This is a genomic window from Microcoleus sp. PH2017_12_PCY_D_A, assembly GCF_020738565.1.
Taxonomy (GTDB): Bacteria; Cyanobacteriota; Cyanobacteriia; order Cyanobacteriales; family Microcoleaceae; genus Microcoleus.
In genome coordinates this window covers 1-19068 of the sequence record NZ_JAEQCI010000106.1, presented here as the reverse complement: position 1 = coordinate 19068, position 19068 = coordinate 1, and the positions used below count along the sequence as shown (strand labels likewise).

The following is a 19068-nucleotide window of genomic DNA, read 5'->3' as shown; positions in this document are numbered from 1 at the left end:
GTGGCTGGAGACACCATCCTGCTTATTGTTCAGGACTTTCCTGCGGGGTTCGGAAACCGGGTTTCTTTCTGGATAGCTCGTTACCAAACTTAATAGTTATCTGTAAGCCTTGCGAACAAATTGGGTGGCTGCAAAACTTTTAAACGTCCTGATTTTTGGTATAAAATAGCTCATCATTCCAGCATTGTCGTGGTGATTTTACTTGGGAATCATGTAGGAAATCACCGTTGATCGCTTGTGGTGAACAAGATATTTTGTACTTAGCGTTTAGGATATGTAAAGATGTCCGACATCATAGTAACGGTTAACAGAATCATAATTTATGAAACTGACGGAATTTTTTGAACGGACTTATGTGGTGAATTTGCCCGATCGCCAGGATCGCCGCCGCGATATTACCCGAGAGCTTACCAATGTAGGAATTTCCTTTGCGCCGAATCATGTTGAGATTTTCCCCGCAATTCGTCCTGAGACGGCGGGTGAATTCCCTAGTGTGGGAGCGTGCGGCTGCTTCCTGAGCCACCTGAGCATTTTGAAACACGCCAGACAGCAAAACTTGTCAAACGTTTTGGTGATGGAAGATGATTTAGCAATTTCTAAAACCCTAATCGCTCAGCAATCGGCGTTAACCGAACAATTGCAAAGCCAAGATTGGGGGATGGTCTACTTGGGGCATTATTTGACGGATCGTAATTTACCCAAGGTAGATCCGAATGGGCGATCGCCCGAAGAAGCAGTGCACCTAGAACCCTACACTCTGGTGATTCAAACCACCCATTTCTATGGTGTAAACGGACAAATTCTCGATCGGCTCATAGCTTTTCTAGAACAACTGCAACAGCGTCCCGCCGGACATCCCGATGGCGGGCCCATGCACGTAGACGGTGCCTATTCCACCTTCCGCGCCCAAAACCCAGATATCCCGACGCTGATTGCAGAACCTAATTTAGGCTGGCAGCGCAGCTCTCGCAGCGATATCAATGCGAGCTCTTGGTACGACTATATGCCCGCGATCCGCAATGTGGCAAATGTCGCGCGTGGCGCTAAAGTTTGGTTGTCCAACAAGCAAAGGGGTTTGTAGCGGTAACTTAATTGCTTGACAAAGTTGCCATTAGTTACTGTTGGAGTAGCGGAGAGAGCGATCGCTTAAATAACATTAATTGTGGCTGTTTGCAGATTGTTCAATACTTACCCACGACTGCCGATAAACCGGGTTTTTTACCCAAATAATGGCTAAAAACCCTCAAGTTAGGCAAAAACCCGGTTTCTTTCTTAGGGACACTTCCAGAACTAGAGTATCAACCAAAACGACCTTGAATGTAATCCCTCGTACTCGAATTGCTTGCAGAAGTAAAAATCCGGCTTGTCGGCCCAAATTCCACCAAGCGGCCGATACGACTTTCATCAGTATTAAAGAAAGCCGTATAATCAGAAACCCGAGCCGCCTGCTGCATATTGTGCGTTACAATCACCACAGTTAACTGTTCCCGCAAAGTCTGAAACAACTCCTCAATCTTCATCGTAGAAATCGGATCGAGAGCAGAACAAGGCTCATCCATCAGCAAAATCTTCGGCTTAACAGCCAAAGCGCGAGCAATACAAAGTCGCTGTTGCTGTCCGCCCGAAATTCCCTGGGCCGACTTCTTCAAATTATCTTTCACCTCATCCCAAAGCGCCGCACTTTTCAGCGCAGATTCCACAATTTCGTCTAACTCTGCTTTGCTTTTGCGACCAAAAATACGCACGCCGTAAGCAATATTATCATAAATGCTCAGCCCAAAAGGATTCGGTCTTTGAAACACCATGCCAATTTGGCGGCGCAAACTATTAATATTTACCTTAGGACTGTAAATATCCTGTCCAAAAAACTCAACCCTGCCTTTGATTTGAACTTTTCCCTCCAATTCGCCGATGCGGTTGAGAGCCTTCAAAAAAGTTGATTTACCGCAACCTGAAGGGCCGATAATCGCCGTCACTTGCGGGTGAGGGATATTCATCGAGAGATTTTCGAGAACTTTGTGAGTGCCGTAGTAAAAGCTCAAGTCCTGAACCCGCAATGCTGGCATAGCATTGGGGTCGATTTCAGGGGTTGAATCTTCTACAAATTGGTCGCTATATTTTTCAGCTTTTAAGTTACTTTTGGATTTCATTATTTGCAGTTTTTCTAGTGTAAGTAGTAGGATTTTAGTAGATGCAAAATATTACCTGATAGCCTGCTTTCGTTAGACTTGCTAGCTATGCACTCATTTCCAAAGTCACGGATGTATTGATACAGAAACCGCAGACTTAAGGCAGATAAACACAGATAAAGGCAGATACATTTCAAGATAGGATAGAGAATAATTAATGCAATATTGTCTAATATCAATCCATGAAATCCGTTAAATCCGTTAACTCCCGTACATTGCTCGTTGCCGAACTTCCTTCTCAAGCAATTTACCTATCTTGCAAGCGTTTGCGAGTGACGGCGCGGGAGGCCAAGCTAGTAAGCAAAACCATACCCAAAAGGACAGAAGCCGCAGTCCACGCCAATTCGTTCTGCTCCTTGTAAGGAGAGCTGGCGTAACTGTATATTAATACTGACATAGAAGGAGTCGGAGTTAGCAGTGTCTCGGGAATTTCTTGGATTTTGGTGATAGTTTCTGAACCGACGGGAGACTGAACTATCTCGCCCAATTTCTCAACTAAAGGAGGCCAAAATTGGCTGGACAAGGCAGTTACAATTAGCGGTGCAGTTTCGCCGGCGGCGCGGGAAGCTGCGAGTAAAATGCCTGTGGTAATAGTTGGAAGTGCTGAGGGAAGAACAATCCGAAACATTGTTTGAAAGCGTCCGCCACCCAAACCAGCAGAAGCGAGGCGGTAGGAAGCAGGCACTAATTTTAATGCTTGTTCTGTTGTCAGCGCTACTACCGGCAGCATGATAATGCCGAGAGCGAAACCGCCGGCCAATCCTGAGAATGACTTAGTTGTCACAACAATTAAAGCGTAAGCAAACACGCCGACAACAATCGAGGGAACGCTACTCAGAATGACAGTGATAAAGCGGATAGTATTTGCTATGGCTTTATTTTCTCTGCCAAACTCTGACAGAAATATTCCCGTCATCACGCCGATTGGCACGCTCAATGATGTGGCAATTCCCACCATTAAAGCTGTACCGAGAATCGCATTTGCAAAGCCGTTGGGCTGGTCTTCGACTCCGACGGGTGCGGGCAGAGATACTAGCACTTCCCAGCTTAAATGTGTCAGTCCTTCGCCCAATATTTTGTACAAAATAGCGAACAAAGGCAGCAGAGCCAGACCTGTAAGGGAGAATGCAATAACGGTCATTCCCCGGCTGAAAAAGTTTCTGCTCAGCGACAGGGGATTGTTGATTTCTGCATCCAGAATACTGTTTGATTTTTGTGCTTGAGTCATGCAATTTTAGATTTTAGATTTGGGATTTTCGATTGAGCCTGCCGATTTATCCGCTTAATTCTTAGCTTTCTTGACGCCGATTAGCTGAACTAGCAATACTGCAATTGCGTTCACCAATAGGGTAATCACAAATAGAATTAGGGCTAAATACATTAAAGAGCCGACGTGCAGTTCTTCTTGAGCTTCCCGAAATTGACTTGCTAAAACAGCGGGAATTGAGTAGCCGGGAGCTAATATAGATTGGTTGATTTGAATCGAGTTGCCGATTACCATTGTGACTGCCATTGTTTCGCCTAAAGCGCGTCCCAAAGCTAAGATAGTTGCTCCGATAATTCCCGAACTTGCTGCTGGCAATAAGAGCTTAAATATCGTTTCCCAGCGGGTGGCGCCGAGGGACATGGAAGCACTTCGCAAATCTACGGGAACCGACAGCAAGACATCGCGGCTGATGGCGGCTACTGTTGGCAAAATCATAATCGATAAAAGTATGCCTGCGGGTAGCATTCCCGGCCCAAATGGTTCGCTGCTGAATAGGGGAAACCAGCTAAAATTGTTGAACAGCGACTGCTGTAAAGGCAGCAGAAAGGGAATTAAGACGAAGATTCCCCACAAGCCAACGATGACGCTGGGAATAGCTGATATTAATTCAACCATGAATCCCAAGGGCGATCGCACCCAAGCCGGCAAAAAGTTCTCGCTGGTAACGATCGCGACTGAAAGTCCTAGAGGAATTGCTATGATAATGGCGATCGCAGAACTAACTACCGTACCGTAAATAAACGGCAGAGCCCCAAACTGCAACTCGCCGATATCCCATTTGGGATTCCACAAAAAATCCAGTCCAAACTTGCTAATCGCCGGCCAAGCATCCTTAAAAATTATCTCGCTCATCCAGAAGAGCGTGCCCGCCGTCGCTATAGCAAAAGCCCATACAAATCCTGTAAATCCAGACTCCAGCCACAAACCTTCACCCTTCGTATCAGTCAAGTCTACGTGGGTGGTGATTGCTGCCGGCTTCCGAGTTAATTTTTTCGGTTTCTTTGAAGAATTGGTCATACCCAAGTTATGGCGCAAACAGCGAAATCTTTGCTGGAAAATCGAAGCCTCGATCCCCCTCGCATCCCCCTTAAGAAGGGGGACGAAAGAGAATGCTCCGGTTCCCCCCTTTTTAAGGGGGGTTAGGGGGGATCGAGGATCTAAATAGGAGCGAGAGAAATGTAAAATTTAGATAGATGCGCCTCACATTAACTCATAACTCCCTGAAAATATTTTAATTAACCTCTAGCAACCACACTCTGATTCACTGTTTGAATCACCCTTTGAGCTGTTGCTTGCGGAATGGAGGTAAACTCTAATTGTTTGTTCAAACCTTGGCCTGTAGTCATCACCCAATTAACCATCTTTTTAACAGCATCTGCTTTCGCAGCAGGATACTCTTTGTAGATTAACAGCCAAGTCAAGCCAACAATCGGATATCCATCATTAGGATTTCCTTCAACCAAGCGGAAGTCGGCGGGGTATGTTTCCCCTGCTAAAGCTTTTTCAGCTTCTGCCAAGTTAGCATCTACAAATCTGCCAGCTTTATTTTGAATAAACGCTGTTTGCAGCTTGTTTTGGCGAGCAAAAGTATCCTGAACGTAGCCAATTGCACCCGGTGTTTGTCTCACCAAACCAGCTACGCCGGGGTTTCCTTGACCGCTGAGAGGGCCACCGGGCCAACTCGGTTGAGCGGCACCCTTGATGCTGCTGCCAATCGCTTGCAAGTGGTTGCTAAAAATAAAGCTAGTACCGCTGCTATCTGCCCGCACAACTACTCGAATTGCAGTATTTGGCAAATTTTTAGCTTGTCCGGCAATCCCTGCTATTTTCGCATCATTCCAGCGAGTAATTTTGCCTTCAAAAATGCCTTTCATCGCATCGGCACTCAGCCTGACATTGTTAACTCCGGGCAAGTTGTAGACAACTGCAACCGCGCCGCCGGCTGTCGGAATTGCTATGACGCCGCGCTTTACCTGAGAGATTTGTGCAGAAGTCATCAGCGCGTCGCTACCTGCGAAATCCACAGTACCTGCAATTAATGCTTTGATACCAGCGCCGGAGCCTGTGCCTTCGTAGTTTACAGTAATTTGATTTGCACTTCTCATCTGAGAGAAATAGCGATCGTACAAAGGTTTAGGAAAAGTGGCTCCCGAACCGTTTAATGTTACCGCAGCTACAGCGGAAGTAATCAAACTTAGCGAAAATGCTGCTACCGCTAGCGTAACTATAAAGCCGCGCCGCCAGCTTTTAGTGAAGAAAACCATAACTCCTCGTCCTCAATTTATTGATAGCAGACTTTACAAATCTACGACCTAGGATAGACTGAAATCCCCCAGTAAAAACAGCTAAAATAATAAGCTTGCTTTAAATTATGATTAAAATTAGGTTAAAGTTTTTATGATGAAAAAATGGGAGCAATAACAATAATATTTCCTTAATCTGTGGTTAATATTAGATTGAAAAGTAACATTAGCGAAGCTTTTTTAGAGGTGTGCCCCTAGATAATCCTGATTTTTTTCTTAACCTTAGATGTACCCAGCAGTTCCATGTCAGTTGCAAAACAGCAGATCGCGACTCCAAGAATTTGACATTTCGAGTTTCAAGAAGACCGGGCGAATAGAATTCGCGTCTATACAAACAAAACCCTTCTGGTGCGGCTTGAAGAATGGGCGGTAAAAATTACCTTATTTTCTTTACACCCTCGCTTGTTCCGATTCTTCGTTTTTGTAAGGCGGGTTTCAACCGCCGTCTACGTTTCAGGCTTTCCGCGCATTTGCGACTCGATCGCAAACAGCCCGACGGCCATCATAATAAATAAAGACCGTTAACAAATCTTAAAAAAAATGGCTAGAGACTTGCGAGGCTTCCTCAAACTGCTAGAAGACAGAGGACAACTGCGCCGGATCAGCGCTTTAGTCGATTCCGACTTAGAAATTGCCGAAATTTCCAATCAAATGCTAGTCAAAGGCGGCCCCGGATTGCTGTTTGAGAACGTCAAAGGGGCAGAATTCCCCGTGGCGGTTAATTTGTTGGGCACGGAAGAACGGGTTTGCTGGGCGATGAACATGGAAAAGCCGATCGAACTTGAAGAACTCGGCAAAAAATTAGGTATGCTACAACAGCCCAAACCGCCGAAAAAGATTTCCCAGGCCATAGAATTCGGCAAAGTCCTGTTCGACGTAGTGAAAGCCAAACCAGGCCGCGACTTCTTCCCAGCTTGTCAGCAAGTGGTATTTGAGGGAGAAGGCGTCGATTTGAACAAAATCCCGATGATTCGCCCCTATCCGGGAGATGCGGGCAAAATTATCACCCTCGGTTTGGTAATTACCAAGGATTGCGAAACCGGTACGCCGAATGTGGGGGTTTATCGGTTGCAGTTGCAGTCAAAAAACACGATGACTGTACACTGGTTATCTGTCCGGGGCGGCGCGCGGCACTTGCGGAAAGCGGCGCAGGCTGGTAAAAAGTTGGAAGTTGCGATCGCCCTGGGAGTCGATCCGCTAATCATTCTCGCCGCAGCAACACCGATTCCTGTAGATTTGTCAGAATGGTTATTTGCGGGACTTTACGGCGGTTCCGGCGTAAGTTTAGCGAAGTGCAAAACAGTAGATTTGGAAGTACCGGCGGACTCGGAAATCGTGTTAGAAGGAACGATTACGCCGGGGGAAGTGTTACCCGACGGGCCGTTTGGCGACCACATGGGTTATTACGGCGGTGTGGAAGATTCGCCGCTGGTTCGGTTTAACTGCATGACGCACCGCAAAGACCCGATTTATTTAACCACATTTAGCGGGCGGCCGCCGAAAGAAGAGGCTATGATGGCGATCGCGCTTAACCGCATTTACACCCCAATTTTGCGGCAGCAAGTATCAGAAATAGTCGATTTCTTCCTACCAATGGAAGCGCTGAGTTACAAAGCAGCAATTATTTCCATTGATAAAGCTTATCCCGGTCAAGCGCGCAGGGCTGCGTTAGCATTTTGGAGTGCATTGCCGCAGTTTACTTATACCAAGTTTGTGATTGTTGTCGATAAAAGTATCAACATTCGCGACCCGCGTCAAGTAGTCTGGGCAATTAGTTCTAAAGTTGACCCAGTTCGAGACGTATTTATTCTGCCGAATACGCCCTTTGACACCTTAGATTTTGCCAGCGAAAAGCTGGGTTTGGGCGGCAGAATGGGGATTGATGCTACTACGAAGATGCCGCCGGAAACCGAGCACGAATGGGGGGAACCTTTGGAGTCCGATCCGGATGTGGCGGCGATGGTTCAGCGGCGTTGGGCGGAGTACGGTTTGGCAGATTTGAATTTGGGAGAAGTCGATCCGAATTTGTTTGGGTACGAGATGAAGTAGGGAAACGCAGAAATGCAGAGGCGGGACGCTTGTTCCAGCGTAATCTTGTAGGGGCGGTGGATGGTGCGTGCCCGCCCCTATTATTGGAATTAGCAGCGAAACAGCCAGAGTTATATTATATTTTAGAGTTTGTGGCAGAATTGAGGAACGAACGATTAATCCCACTGACGAACAAGCCCAAGCCTGTCTGCGCGTCTGCCAGATGTTGTCTAACTGCTACCGAGACATCCAACTATTCCGTTTTAGCGATCGCACCGGAGTAGTCTTTATATTTGCAGGCGAGGAACTGCAAATTATCGTATCCCCTAATGGCGACTGGAGGTTTTTAGATGCAACCGAAATTTGAAAAAATGACTAATCAAGAACTCAAGGCTTATGCCTTGGCGCATCGGGAGGATTTAGAAGCTTTGGATGTCCTCTACCGTCGCCGTACTCCCGACTCCGAAGCGATATGGTTTCATCCTCCAAAAACTAAAGACGAAGAGCGATCGCAATTTGAATTGTTCAAGCAGATGATAGAGGAGAGAGCAGAAAAGAATGGCAAGAATCATCTCCTAACTACAGTTACACAAAAAGAAAATAACCCTATGACTTCTGAAAAAATTATTACCTCAGAGCAAATTTCTCAGTATCGCTCTGAATTGGCAGGTAATCTAGATGCCCTAGCTGCTCTTGACGTAATCGAGAAAGAGTATGGTGGTAAGTTAGCAGAAGCTGCCAAAGCAATAGCGATTCGGAATGACATCGAAGGAATCGCTGACTTCGGACTCTCTGATTGGTTTGACGCGATGCTTCAGGAATGTCGGGATTTTATCTGTCAGCCCAAATACCAGAACTTGAGAGAAAACTACTTGCCTGCACTAATACCTCCTTTAACAGATTGTGTAGCAGGGAGTCTGGGTTGTCCTCCAGGAATAGCAGCAATCATAGCAGTTCCATTTGCCGCCTACATTAAAGAAGAAGGCATGGAAAAATTCTGTCAGTCTCCAAATTCCTCACTTTAAAGTCCCGTTGCTACGAAAGCAGCCCAGTAATAAGGTTTTTCAAAGGGATATGGTTTGAGCTTTGCTCTATCTAACGACTCTTTGAATAACTTATTGTTCTCGTCATCCAAATGACGTTGAAATTCTGGGCTTTCTACAATTTTTCTCAACTCTTCACCCGTAAGTGTTCGCAGCCATTTTTGGGTTTTGTTCAGGGAAATGGCAACACTTCCTGGCTTTAGTGGCACAAGCTGTTTGAGGTTGTTATAAAATTCGATCATAAACAAATTGGTGGCAGTCTGCTCCACGCTCCAGAGTGTGCTAACAACGCTAGGACTGCCTGCATACAAAAAAGCGCTAATCAAGCCAACGTACTCATCACTGATACTGGTGGGGTCTGTAATGCCAGTTTGACAAGCAGAAAAGGTGACTAGGCGACATTGATCTAGGTTCAGTTTTTCAAAAATTTTGCCTAATGTTAGGTCGGCATCTGCACATAACTTGCCTTCCGACTCTGCTAAGCGCAAAGCCGATTTCAGGGGCGATCCAAAATCAAAGAAACCGTGACAGCAGAAGTGGAGACAGTGAGGAAAACGCACCAGTTCAGTAATGAGGGCTGCTTCTGTTGCTTCTTTTTCACGGAGAACGATGCTATGGTCTGAGTCAAAGTGTTGGCAAATCTTTTCGAGTTGAATTTCGGTGCCAGTCAAAACCGAAAGATCGGTTCTGGTCGGGTTTTGGATAGCAAGTAGGTGGCTGAAGTCGTTTCGGTGCTGCTCTCTTTTATGTGCCAGTTGCAGCATTTGGCAACTAGGGGCATAGCCTACACCGTTGGGGAAGCGATCGCAAAGAAAATCACCGTTAGCTAAAGGCATTGCATGGAGGGGAAATAAATGCAGGTAGCGATGGGGAATCAGGATGAGGCGATCGCAAGTTTCTGACACTAGCTTGAGAATGTCTTCCAGATGCAGAATTTCAGCGAGACAACTGAGGCGAGAGGCGAGACTATTTATGAACTGGCTTTTTATTTTCCGACCATATGCGTCCAGATACTCGTTAGCCCACTCTATCAAGGCGTTCATGTCATCAGATGGGGTGGACAAGATAAGCTTTTGGAGGCTATGACGGGTGATGATAAAAGTCTCGAAGCCTGCACTGGTGATGTACCACTGGATAATCGCGGTGTGGTCATCTAGGGTTGCTTGGAATTGGTCAAATTTGAAGCCATAACCAATGGGCAGGTAGCGGTCTTGCAATTCATTACGCTGCTGTCGCAACTGCTGGAGATATTGCGCTAGGGCAGTTGGGTTATCGGCTGTGGCTGTTTGGAGTTGGTATTGACCGCTGGCTATTTCGTCTCGGAGTTGTTCTAGTTGAGTAACAACATCTGGGGGAAAGATAGTTTTTAGATCGCGGTTGAGGATAAGTTCTACCAGATTGCGGGTTTTGCTGCGTTCAGCGTATTTTATGGCTTGTTGGTAGTATCGTGGCTCATCTTTAGCTAACTCTATGGAAACTTTTACGATGCCTCGATAGAGGTTGTTCCATTTTTCAGCAAGTTTTTTCTTATCTGCTTCTATTCCAGAGCCAGAGATGATCTCATCGCGCAGGGATTCTACGGTTTCAATAGCAGCGTCTAAAGCCTTGTAAGCTTTGGGAAACTGTTGGGATTTTTGATAAGCAAGACCAAGGTTGAATTGAGTTATCGCAAAGTCTTGGGGGTAAGTTTCGCGTTTGCGTACAACCAAGGCACTCAAGAAACAGCCAATTGCCACTTTTAAGTTCTTTGTCGGTTTCCCCCAAGTGCGGTTTTTGTAGACATTGCCGAGATTATTTAGAGTGTCTCCCCATTGTTCGGGTAAGTCTTTGCGAGTACGTACCCTCAAAGCTGCTAAGTAGCAATGGATGGCAGCTTCCATATTCTCTGACCGTTCTCCATGGATACGGTTATGGTAGGAAATACCTAAATTATTTTGGGTATCTCCCCATTCTTCAGGAAAGTCTTGAGGGGTACGTACTTGCAAAGCAGCTTTGTAATAACCGATTGCCGATTCCAAATTTTCTGCTCGTTCCCCCTCAATACGGTCATAGTAGACAGTACCCAGATTGTTTTGGAGTGTTGCCCATCTTTCGGGAAAAGCTTCGTAGGTGAGTACCTCCAAAGCAGCATCGTAACAGCCGATTGCCTCTTCCAAATTTTCTGCTCGTTTTTCCCGGATGCGCTCTGAGTAGGCAACACCCAAATTTATTTGAGTCTCTGCTCTGTAATGTTGAGGGAAGACTTGGCGGATGCGTACCTCCAAGGCACCATTGTAACAGCGGATTGCCTCTTCCAAATTTTCTGCTCTCTCCCCACGAATACGGTTCCTGTACGCAGTACCCAAATTATGTTGAGTTGTAGCCCATTGTTGTGGAGAATCTGAGGGGGTGCGTATCTCCAGCGCCGCCTGGTAATAGCGGATGCCTGTTTCCAAATTATCTACTCGTTTTCCTTCTATGCGCTTAACGTAAACATTGCCCAGACCATTTTGGATCGTTGCCCATTCTTGGGGAAAAGCTTCGCGCGTGTATTCTTGTAATGCAGCTTTGTAATAACTAATAGCTACTTCCAAATTCTCTGTCTTCTTCCCCCGGATACGGTCAAAGTAGGCAGTACCTAAATTGTTTTGGCTGGTGGCCCATTCTTGAGGGAAGGCTTCGCAGGTAAATACTGTGGCAACAAATTTATAGCCTGTAATAGAAATTTCCAGATTGATCGCTCGCTTGCCTTGTGGAAATTCCCGAATTAAGTTGCTAAAATTGCCAATAACTGCTGCGATGAATTGTGCTTGTCCTGGCTCTACTTCCGACATCCTAGCAGTTGCCCAACTTCGCAAAAGTTCAGCAAAATTATCATCCAGTTTATCTAGATTTGATTGTAGCAAAGGGTAGACAACTTGTCGATTGCCGTCACTGTCTTGGGTTGCTTGCAATACTTGTGAAAGGAATGTTAGTTGGGAGCTTGGTGATGACAATCCTAGTGCTTCAGCCAGTTCACGAGCAATATCGATTAAAAAATCAGCAGTGTTACGATCGCCCCTCTCTTCCAAATCCTCTGCTACCTTTACTATCTCCGCCACCAACCCAACATCAACCAGATCCAGGTTGGCCTTCAAAATCTGTGATTCCTCGCCACTGGCACACCTCAGTAGTCGATCGATCAGGTTTTGATAAGCATTTTGACGTTCTTCGTTCATAGGGCGAGGCAGCTATCAACAACTTGCTGTATTATAGCTTAATCCAAAAATTAGGCTATAGAATAAGCTAACAGCGATCGCGACTAGCACAGATATAAGTTTGCTTTCAAAAAGCCCGATCGCACCTAATTTTCCAAAATCTCAACCAAATCTTCGATCGCAATATCAAACACGCGAGCCATTTTGTTCAGAGCCGTATAATCTACAGTTGCCAACTTGGGAGAATGGGCATAACTTCTAACCGTGCTGTAAGGAATTCCCGATCGCTCCGAAACTTCTTTTAACGTCCAACCCTTCTCTTCCGCTAATTCTCGAACTCGCAACCGAATTAACCCCATTTTTCCGCTGATAAATCAGTTTAATATTCCAAAATCTCAACTAAATCTTCGATCGCAATATCGAACGCACGGGCCATCTTATCCAAAGCCGTGTAGTCTACAGTTGCCATACCTGGAGAATTAGCATAGGTAATGATCGTGGTATAGGGAATACCTGTTCTTTTGGATACTTCTGTCATATTCCAACCCTTCTCTTGAGCAAATTCTCGAACTCGCAGTCTAATTCGTCCCATTACCTCTTGACAACACACGAGTATTCGTGTTGAATGTAAATCATAGACAAGCGATCGCCCTCCGACCTGATAAATCAAGAGCGATCGCCTTTCATTCACCACCCACAAAAGTGGGAAGGATACTCCTATGATACCAAAACAACCGACATATCGCGATCGACTTCAACCTTGGCATCTAATTCGCCACCTCCCCAAGTGTCAGCGGTTAACAGTCGCCCGTTTCGCCCGCCGCCGCGATGCCGAATCTTACCTAAATGCACTGCGCCGCTTAATGCCCGCAGTCCCGCATACAATTGTGTTCGTGAATGCAGTGTCTGTGTTGGATGAAAATACCGTGCTAATTGCATCGGAATTGGCGATCGAAGTTTAGTGCGATCGAACTGATATCTTGCATTTGTTGCCAGATTCCGGCAGGGATTTAAATCCCTGCCTCATAGCGAAAGTCCACTTAAGTGGACTAAAGAAAGGATTGAAACAGAGATTAATTGATCGCCTTTTTCAGTCGTCTTTAGACGACTTTAGCTTTGAGACGGGGGTTTAAACCCCCGACGGACTGTTGAAATAAGTGCAAGATGTGCGATCGACAAATCAGTTTATTGTTCCAATATCTCAACTAAATTGTCGATAACCGCACATTCAAACCCACGAGCCATCTTATCCAAACTTGCATAATCCACAGTTGTCATACCCTGAGAATTCCCACGCAAAAAGTCAGCATTTGAGATTACTGCACCTAGACGCGCTATAGCCACTCACTTATCAATAAGTTCCCAAAGCCGCGTATCGTAAGTCACCTCTGAATTAAGAAAAACAGGCCTTAACTTATATTTGTATTCTTTTTCAAGCATCTCTTTGAGTTCCTTACTAGGAAGAAAGGCAAACAAATTGCTGTAATTTTTAGCAAGCTGACCGAGCTTAAGTTGATCTCCCCACAGAATTTTAACTTTCGGATCGAGCCGACGGCTCAAAGGAATGAGTTCACCAATCGGAGTATCAGTAATCAACAGCGGAGAATTAGCTTGATTTACGATGCGCGCTATAGGAATAGTGAATTTGCCTTGATCCAGACCTTTATTCCACCAAACTTCTGCTTGAGAACTCAGGGTGCAAGACAGCACCCCAGCCGAAAACACTCCTATTGCAACCAACTGCCACAACTTCTGCCGCCAGGTATTAACCTCAGAAAAAGTAATTTTTCCAGTCAGCAAATAAGCCACAGCCAACTGCAAACCCAGATAAGTAGGAATTAGATATCGAGCGTAGCCTGAGAGTCGCCGTCCACCTAAAATTAAATCTCCCATCATCAGAGGCACGGATGTAAAAATAATCAAAGCCAAGATGAAAGCGTAAATCGGTTGGGAAGTGTGGCGGCAGAGAAAATAAATCGAATATGCCACTAAAAGTAATAAAAATACAATCACAGGAATCACAGGCAGCATCTTTTTGAATGAGCTCATCGCATCAATATTTACATCAAAAAAAATTCGGCTACTATTCCCGATCCACCTTGTCATTAAAGATATCAATGATATTCGAGGTTCTGGTTGCAGTAGGCTTGCATTAGCGTACAGCGGTCGGCAATAAATGATGGTTAAATACCAGAGCGAGCCTGCGATTAGCGTGACTGCAAAGGCGATAGCATAATAAAAAATGGTTTTACTCAATCGCAGTTTTTCAATGATAAGTAGATAGATTCCATGTGCTATCAAAACAAGTAAAGCATAAAAATGAGTGTAAACACTTACTACTGTAATTGCTGTATAAATTCCCCATTGCAAGTTAGTTTTAAGTCGCATAGCCCGCAGAAAAACCGCACTGGATAGCAAAGTTAACACAGTCAACAAAGAATAGGGCCGTGCTTCCTGAGCGTACAGCAAGTGGATGGGCGAAACCGATATCAATGCCATTGCTACCCATCCCACCATCGGAGACTCAAACAATTCCAGGCAGAGCCAATAAATGCAGGGAAACTGTAGTAAACTGATCGCAGCAGGCAAGCTTCTCATGGCTGTAACGCTAGTTCCAAACAATTTAGCCCAAAATCGCGCTATCAGAAAATAGAGTGGTGGCAGTTGACCTTCTTCTGCTGCTAAACCCTTAATAGTATCGATTTCGTTATTTTTATTATTAATGCTCTGATATTTCAGTAAATCTTGGCTAGTGACTGCTGGCCCATTGAATACTTGCTCCTGAACAGATTTCCCTGAGTAGCCAGACACTCGCAAGGAAGTGTAAGTTTCGTCAAACCAGTAGAATTTGCGATCGATATTGACAAATCTAAAAAATATGCCCATCACCAACAGCACAAAAAGTAAAAACCGCAGCTTAGTTACAGGTAGTCGCCAATTATTACGATTCATTAAATGTCTCCTTGAACAAAACTTACGCACAGCCCCTACATATAGGGTGAAATGAGGGGCAATCCCGGTGGTTGACTTACACCTGGGTATGGTGCGTAAGTGCTACTGGAAGCTATTCGCGCATTATTGCATTATCCTAGTCTGCACTGAAAAATCATGCAACCTCTATTGACTAGAGATGCTATGCCAATTTCAGAAAATATTCAGATAAGTGAGGAAGCTAGTCGCCCAAAAGCTGAATGAGACAGAGAAAAATTAAAAACTAAATAGTTAACCCAAAAAGTTTTGGTTAAATTGAGGGAAAATGTGTTAATTCCCAATAAAACAATATGAATCTAGTTGATGGATCGGAGATTGAACAGTTCTCTTTAGCAATTTATCTAACTTGCAACGGAATTAATCCCATGTTCCCAGCTAAAAATCAGTTTACTGTTCTAATATTTCAACTAAATCCTCGATCGCAATATCAAACACCCGAGCCATTTTGTTTAAAGCCGTATAGTCTACCGTTGCCAGCTTGGAAGAATGGGCGTAGCTTCTAACCGTACTTTAAGGAATACCCGATCGCTCGGAAACTTCTTTCAACGTCCAACCCTTCTCTTGGGCTAGTTCTCGAACCCGCAACCTAATTAGCCCCATCTTCCCGCCGATAAATCAGTTTACCGTTCCAAAACCTCAACCAAGTCTTCCACCATCACATCGAAGACTTCAGCAAGCTTCTGCAAAGCCGTGTAGTCCACAGTTGCCATTTTGGGAGCTTGGGCGTATTTTTTAACCGTGCTGTAGGGAATACCCGTTCTGTCAGAGACTTCTTTCAGCGTCCAACCCTTTTCCTCAGCTAGTTCTCGAACTCGCAACCGAATTAATCCCATTTATGCTTGACAGCAGCTATGCTCATATCTTTTAATATATACAGATGCAGCGATCGCCCCGTGACCTGAGAAATCTAGAGCGATCGCCTTTCCTTTACCACCCACCAAAGTGGGCAGAACAAATCTATGATACCAAAAGAATCGACCTATCGCGATCGACTTGTGCCTTGGCATCTAATTCGCCATCTCCCCAACTGTCAGCGCATCACAGTCGCCCGTTTCAGCCGCCGCGATGCAGAATCTTGCCTCAATGCACTGCGCCGCTTAATGCCCGCAGTCTCCCATACAATTGTTTTCGTGAATGCGCTGCCGGTAAATGAAACCAGCGTTCCAATTCCGATGCAATTGTTGTCGATCGCCCTATAGGGCGATCGAACTTATATATGGCGTTTGTTGGCACATTCCGGCAGGGGTTTAAACCCCTGCCTCATAGCGAAAGTCCTCTCAAGAGGACTGAAGAAAAGATGGAAGTTTAGATTTATTACCTTTCAGTCGTCTTCAGACGACTTTAGCTATGAGACGGGGGTTTAAACCCCTGGCGGACTTTAACTATGAGAGGGGGATTTAAACCCCCGGCGGACTTTAACTATCAGAGGGGGATTTAAACCCCCGGCGGACTTTAACTATCAGAGGGGGATTTAAACTCCCGGCGGACTACAATAAATGCAAGATGTGCGATCGCCCTAATTGTTCCAAAAAAGTCTTGCTAAACTGGAAATAGATTTGAGTCAAGGAGTCACATCAATGCCATCTCCCTTCCCCGGTATTGACCCATATTTAGAACATCCCGAACTCTGGCCGGGAATACATCACTTGTTAATCAATCAAATTGCCAGATTTTTATCTCCCCAACTGCGTCCTAAATATTTAGTTGATGTAAAAATAAGAATCTATGAAACTCCTGATGACGATACGTTGCTAATTAGCATTCCAGACGCAACAACATCAAACCCAGAAATTACAAGACTGCCAACCCAACCCATAACAGTAACTGTTCCCGTGCCTTTACCAAGACGGGAAGGATATTTAGAAATTATGGAAAGGGAAACCAAAGAATTGATAACAGTTATTGAAATCCTATCGCCTACGAACAAACGCGCCGGCAAAGGGCGAAAAATATACGAAGAAAAGCGAGAGGAGATTTTACGAAGCCGGACTAATTTAGTGGAAATTGATTTATTGCAGCGCGGGCAAAAAATGCCCATTATTGAAAACAATATTGACAGCCACTATCGGATTTTAGTTAGTCCGGGAAATCGCCGCCCTTTTGCAGATTTGTACGCTTTTAACGTGCAGAACCCGATGCCTGCATTTCCTCTGCCGCTGCGATCGGGCGATACGGAACCTGTAATCAACTTGCAGGAATTATTCACTGAAATATACGACGTAGGCAGTTACGACCTCAAGATAGATTATCGCAACTGGGAAGTCATACCAGCACTCTCAGAAGCCGATACAATTTGGGCAGATGCTTTGTTGCGCGATCGGGGATTGCGATGAACACCCGTTTGTAGTGAGGACTTCAGTCCTCTTTTTAGGTATGAATTAAAATAGGACTAAAGTCCTTACTACCAACCTCATAAAATAGTTAAACATCTTGACTTTGCATCAACCGCTGCTTCAAACGCGCCGGATCTCCCCGATCGACCACTTGGCCCTTTTCCAACAAAAAAGCCCCATCGCAATAATTCAACTCATCCAAACGGTGAGTCACCCACAAAGCCGTAATCCCGCGATTTTTCACCAACCGCTGCACCGCCGCCACCAAATCCAACTGAGAATCAGGATCTAACAAAGCCGTCGGTTCATCCAACAGCAAAATTTCGCAGTGACGGGCGATCGCCCCAGCCAAAGCAATTCGCTGCTTCTGGCCCCCACTCAAAGCATAAATTGGTCGGCGCTGCAAATCCAGCAAATTCACCGCCTCCAAAGCCTCAGCCACCCTAGAGCGCACCTGAAGATTAGAAAGCTTTTCCTCCACCAAACCAAAAGCCACATCCGCACCCACCGTCGGCATTACCAATTGGTGATCCGGGTTTTGAAACACAAAACCCACCCGCCCGCCCAGGTCAATTTCGCCCGATTGGGGGTGCAGCAGCCCAGCCATCAGCCTCAGCAGCGTAGATTTGCCGCTACCGTTAGTACCCAAAAGCATCCAAAACTCACCCTTGGGTACATCCAGAGAGCAACCTTGCAAAACTCGATCGCCCGACGGCCAGCAAAAACCCAAATCCCGCACAGCAACCGCTGACTGGCCCCTATCGGCACCCGCACCCCCAGCCCTCATTCTGCCAAAGTCATCGAAACAAAACCCGGTGCTCTGCCTGTAGAAGCAGTCCCCGATTTCTGAGAAATAACCACCCCAGAAATCTCGCTGCTGACGACAGCTACCTTTTTCTCAGGATTTTTTTCGCAGGTGAGTTCCAAAATTTGCGGTTGCGAGTTGCGAATCGCCTCTAAAACCTGCTGGTACACAGCCTCAGCGTCCTCCGCCAGCTTGCGCTGTACCGACAGAGAGACGGGCGTGTTCTTCACAATGATGTCAATGCTGAACATATAGTCTTAAAAACCTAAGTTTGGAGCTCTACCCTCAGTATATATATAGGATAGAACTTACGCATCAAGAGTCAAATAACCTGCTTTTTTACCCTTTCGGCTGGCTGTAACAAAGTATTGCCCTGAAAAAACCCGGTTTCTGTAGAGCGTGAAAAAACCCGGTTTCTGTAGAGCGATACCTGTGAGATCCCGTCCTGATTCTGGGTTTCTTCCGGGACTTCGGGGACTTCGGACAAATCTCGATCGAAAAATAAGAGGTTGATGGCGATATATCTACGAAGCAACCGCGCTGCCGACACAAAGCGCAGACAGTCCTATATAGTAGAACTTCCCACAGCCCGGGCAACGACTTCGGCGACTTCAAGGGCTTCGGGGACTTCGGGGACTTAGGACAAATCAAGATCCGGAAATTCTTGAAGAAACACTTGCTCTTGTAAAGAATTACGTCTATAATCGTGAATACGGTAAAGAAAAGTAAACTCTGTTCATAATCCAGCTCGTTTTCTGCTAAGCAGAGGCAACGGTTGGGGACTAATGACTAGAGACCAATCCGTTGTAATTATATCTATTTGGAGATTAGCGTAATGACAATCGCAGTCGGACGCGCCCAGAACGAAAGAGGCATCTTTGATGTACTCGACGACTGGCTCAAGCGCGATCGCTTCGTCTTCGTAGGTTGGTC

The 19068-nt window shown here is 45.6% G+C and carries 18 protein-coding genes and 1 pseudogene; 7 read left to right on the top strand and 12 right to left on the bottom strand.

Annotation, left to right across the window (positions count from 1 at the left end; all coding sequences use genetic code 11):
- The first annotated feature begins 322 nt into the window (after nucleotides 1–322).
- A complete protein-coding gene (locus tag JGK39_RS25955; RefSeq protein ID WP_293259530.1) occupies nucleotides 323–1081 on the top strand; it encodes a glycosyltransferase family 25 protein in 759 nt (252 codons plus the stop codon).
- A 217-nt stretch (nucleotides 1082–1298) separates the two neighbouring features.
- Here JGK39_RS25955 and pstB read toward each other — a convergent pair whose 3' ends face one another.
- The 4 genes from pstB to pstS form a co-directional block, all read right to left on the bottom strand.
- Complete coding sequence (gene pstB, locus JGK39_RS25950) at nucleotides 1299–2150, bottom strand: phosphate ABC transporter ATP-binding protein PstB (RefSeq protein ID WP_293259527.1); 852 nt, start codon at nucleotides 2148–2150, stop codon at nucleotides 1299–1301.
- A gap of 286 nt (nucleotides 2151–2436) precedes the next feature.
- Nucleotides 2437–3417, bottom strand: a complete 981-nt coding sequence (gene pstA / locus JGK39_RS25945) for a phosphate ABC transporter permease PstA (protein WP_293259524.1) — start codon at nucleotides 3415–3417, stop codon at nucleotides 2437–2439.
- A 54-nt stretch (nucleotides 3418–3471) separates the two neighbouring features.
- On the bottom strand, nucleotides 3472–4473 hold the full coding sequence (pstC, locus tag JGK39_RS25940; protein WP_293259521.1) for a phosphate ABC transporter permease subunit PstC: 1002 nt from the start codon (nucleotides 4471–4473) through the stop codon (nucleotides 3472–3474).
- Between the two features lie 218 nt (nucleotides 4474–4691).
- Entirely contained in the window at nucleotides 4692–5720 is a 1029-nt protein-coding gene (pstS, locus tag JGK39_RS25935; RefSeq protein ID WP_293259518.1) for a phosphate ABC transporter substrate-binding protein PstS, read from the bottom strand.
- 579 nt (nucleotides 5721–6299) lie between these two features.
- Between pstS and JGK39_RS25930 the strand changes: the two genes are divergently transcribed.
- The 3 genes from JGK39_RS25930 (at nucleotide 6300) to JGK39_RS25920 (ending at nucleotide 8812) form a co-directional block, all read left to right on the top strand.
- Nucleotides 6300–7808, top strand: a complete 1509-nt coding sequence (locus tag JGK39_RS25930) for a UbiD family decarboxylase (protein ID WP_293259515.1) — start codon at nucleotides 6300–6302, stop codon at nucleotides 7806–7808.
- 67 nt (nucleotides 7809–7875) lie between these two features.
- Entirely contained in the window at nucleotides 7876–8154 is a 279-nt protein-coding gene (locus tag JGK39_RS25925; protein WP_293297827.1) for a hypothetical protein, read from the top strand.
- 4 nt (nucleotides 8155–8158) lie between these two features.
- Complete coding sequence (locus JGK39_RS25920; RefSeq protein ID WP_293297824.1) at nucleotides 8159–8812, top strand: hypothetical protein; 654 nt, start codon at nucleotides 8159–8161, stop codon at nucleotides 8810–8812.
- On the opposite strand, the gene JGK39_RS25915 is transcribed toward JGK39_RS25920, so the two are convergent.
- The 3 genes from JGK39_RS25915 to JGK39_RS25905 form a co-directional block, all read right to left on the bottom strand.
- Entirely contained in the window at nucleotides 8809–12027 is a 3219-nt protein-coding gene (locus tag JGK39_RS25915) for a CHAT domain-containing tetratricopeptide repeat protein (RefSeq protein ID WP_293297821.1), read from the bottom strand. The genes JGK39_RS25920 and JGK39_RS25915 overlap by 4 nt on opposite strands.
- A gap of 125 nt (nucleotides 12028–12152) precedes the next feature.
- Nucleotides 12153–12365: a helix-turn-helix transcriptional regulator gene (locus tag JGK39_RS25910; protein ID WP_293297818.1), complete on the bottom strand. Its 213-nt coding sequence runs from the start codon at nucleotides 12363–12365 to the stop codon at nucleotides 12153–12155.
- A 20-nt stretch (nucleotides 12366–12385) separates the two neighbouring features.
- Nucleotides 12386–12598, bottom strand: a complete 213-nt coding sequence (locus JGK39_RS25905; protein ID WP_293259500.1) for a helix-turn-helix transcriptional regulator — start codon at nucleotides 12596–12598, stop codon at nucleotides 12386–12388.
- Nucleotides 12599–12725: 127 nt separating this feature from the next.
- Here JGK39_RS25905 and JGK39_RS25900 point away from each other — a divergent pair, with 127 nt between their 5' ends.
- Nucleotides 12726–12968, top strand: coding sequence for a hypothetical protein (locus tag JGK39_RS25900; RefSeq protein ID WP_293297816.1), 243 nt, complete (start codon nucleotides 12726–12728; stop codon nucleotides 12966–12968).
- 382 nt (nucleotides 12969–13350) lie between these two features.
- On the opposite strand, the gene JGK39_RS25895 is transcribed toward JGK39_RS25900, so the two are convergent.
- The 3 genes and pseudogenes from JGK39_RS25895 to JGK39_RS25885 form a co-directional block, all read right to left on the bottom strand.
- Complete coding sequence (locus tag JGK39_RS25895; RefSeq protein WP_293297814.1) at nucleotides 13351–14958, bottom strand: glycosyltransferase family 39 protein; 1608 nt, start codon at nucleotides 14956–14958, stop codon at nucleotides 13351–13353.
- 426 nt (nucleotides 14959–15384) lie between these two features.
- Nucleotides 15385–15597: pseudogene (locus tag JGK39_RS25890) on the bottom strand (helix-turn-helix transcriptional regulator).
- A gap of 20 nt (nucleotides 15598–15617) precedes the next feature.
- Nucleotides 15618–15830: a helix-turn-helix transcriptional regulator gene (locus JGK39_RS25885; RefSeq protein ID WP_194063647.1), complete on the bottom strand. Its 213-nt coding sequence runs from the start codon at nucleotides 15828–15830 to the stop codon at nucleotides 15618–15620.
- Nucleotides 15831–15956: 126 nt separating this feature from the next.
- Between JGK39_RS25885 and JGK39_RS25880 the strand changes: the two genes are divergently transcribed.
- Both JGK39_RS25880 and JGK39_RS25875 read left to right on the top strand, forming a co-directional pair.
- The gene (locus JGK39_RS25880; RefSeq protein WP_293259488.1) at nucleotides 15957–16196 is read left to right on the top strand and encodes a hypothetical protein; all 240 of its coding nucleotides are present in this window, start codon (nucleotides 15957–15959) and stop codon (nucleotides 16194–16196) included.
- Between the two features lie 378 nt (nucleotides 16197–16574).
- Complete coding sequence (locus tag JGK39_RS25875) at nucleotides 16575–17330, top strand: DUF4058 family protein (protein ID WP_293259485.1); 756 nt, start codon at nucleotides 16575–16577, stop codon at nucleotides 17328–17330.
- Between the two features lie 88 nt (nucleotides 17331–17418).
- Here JGK39_RS25875 and JGK39_RS25870 read toward each other — a convergent pair whose 3' ends face one another.
- The gene (locus tag JGK39_RS25870; RefSeq protein ID WP_293259483.1) at nucleotides 17419–18117 is read right to left on the bottom strand and encodes an ABC transporter ATP-binding protein; all 699 of its coding nucleotides are present in this window, start codon (nucleotides 18115–18117) and stop codon (nucleotides 17419–17421) included.
- Nucleotides 18114–18386, bottom strand: a complete 273-nt coding sequence (locus JGK39_RS25865) for a hypothetical protein (RefSeq protein ID WP_293259479.1) — start codon at nucleotides 18384–18386, stop codon at nucleotides 18114–18116. The genes JGK39_RS25870 and JGK39_RS25865 overlap by 4 nt, the downstream gene beginning before the upstream one ends.
- Nucleotides 18387–19068: the final 682 nt, after the last annotated feature.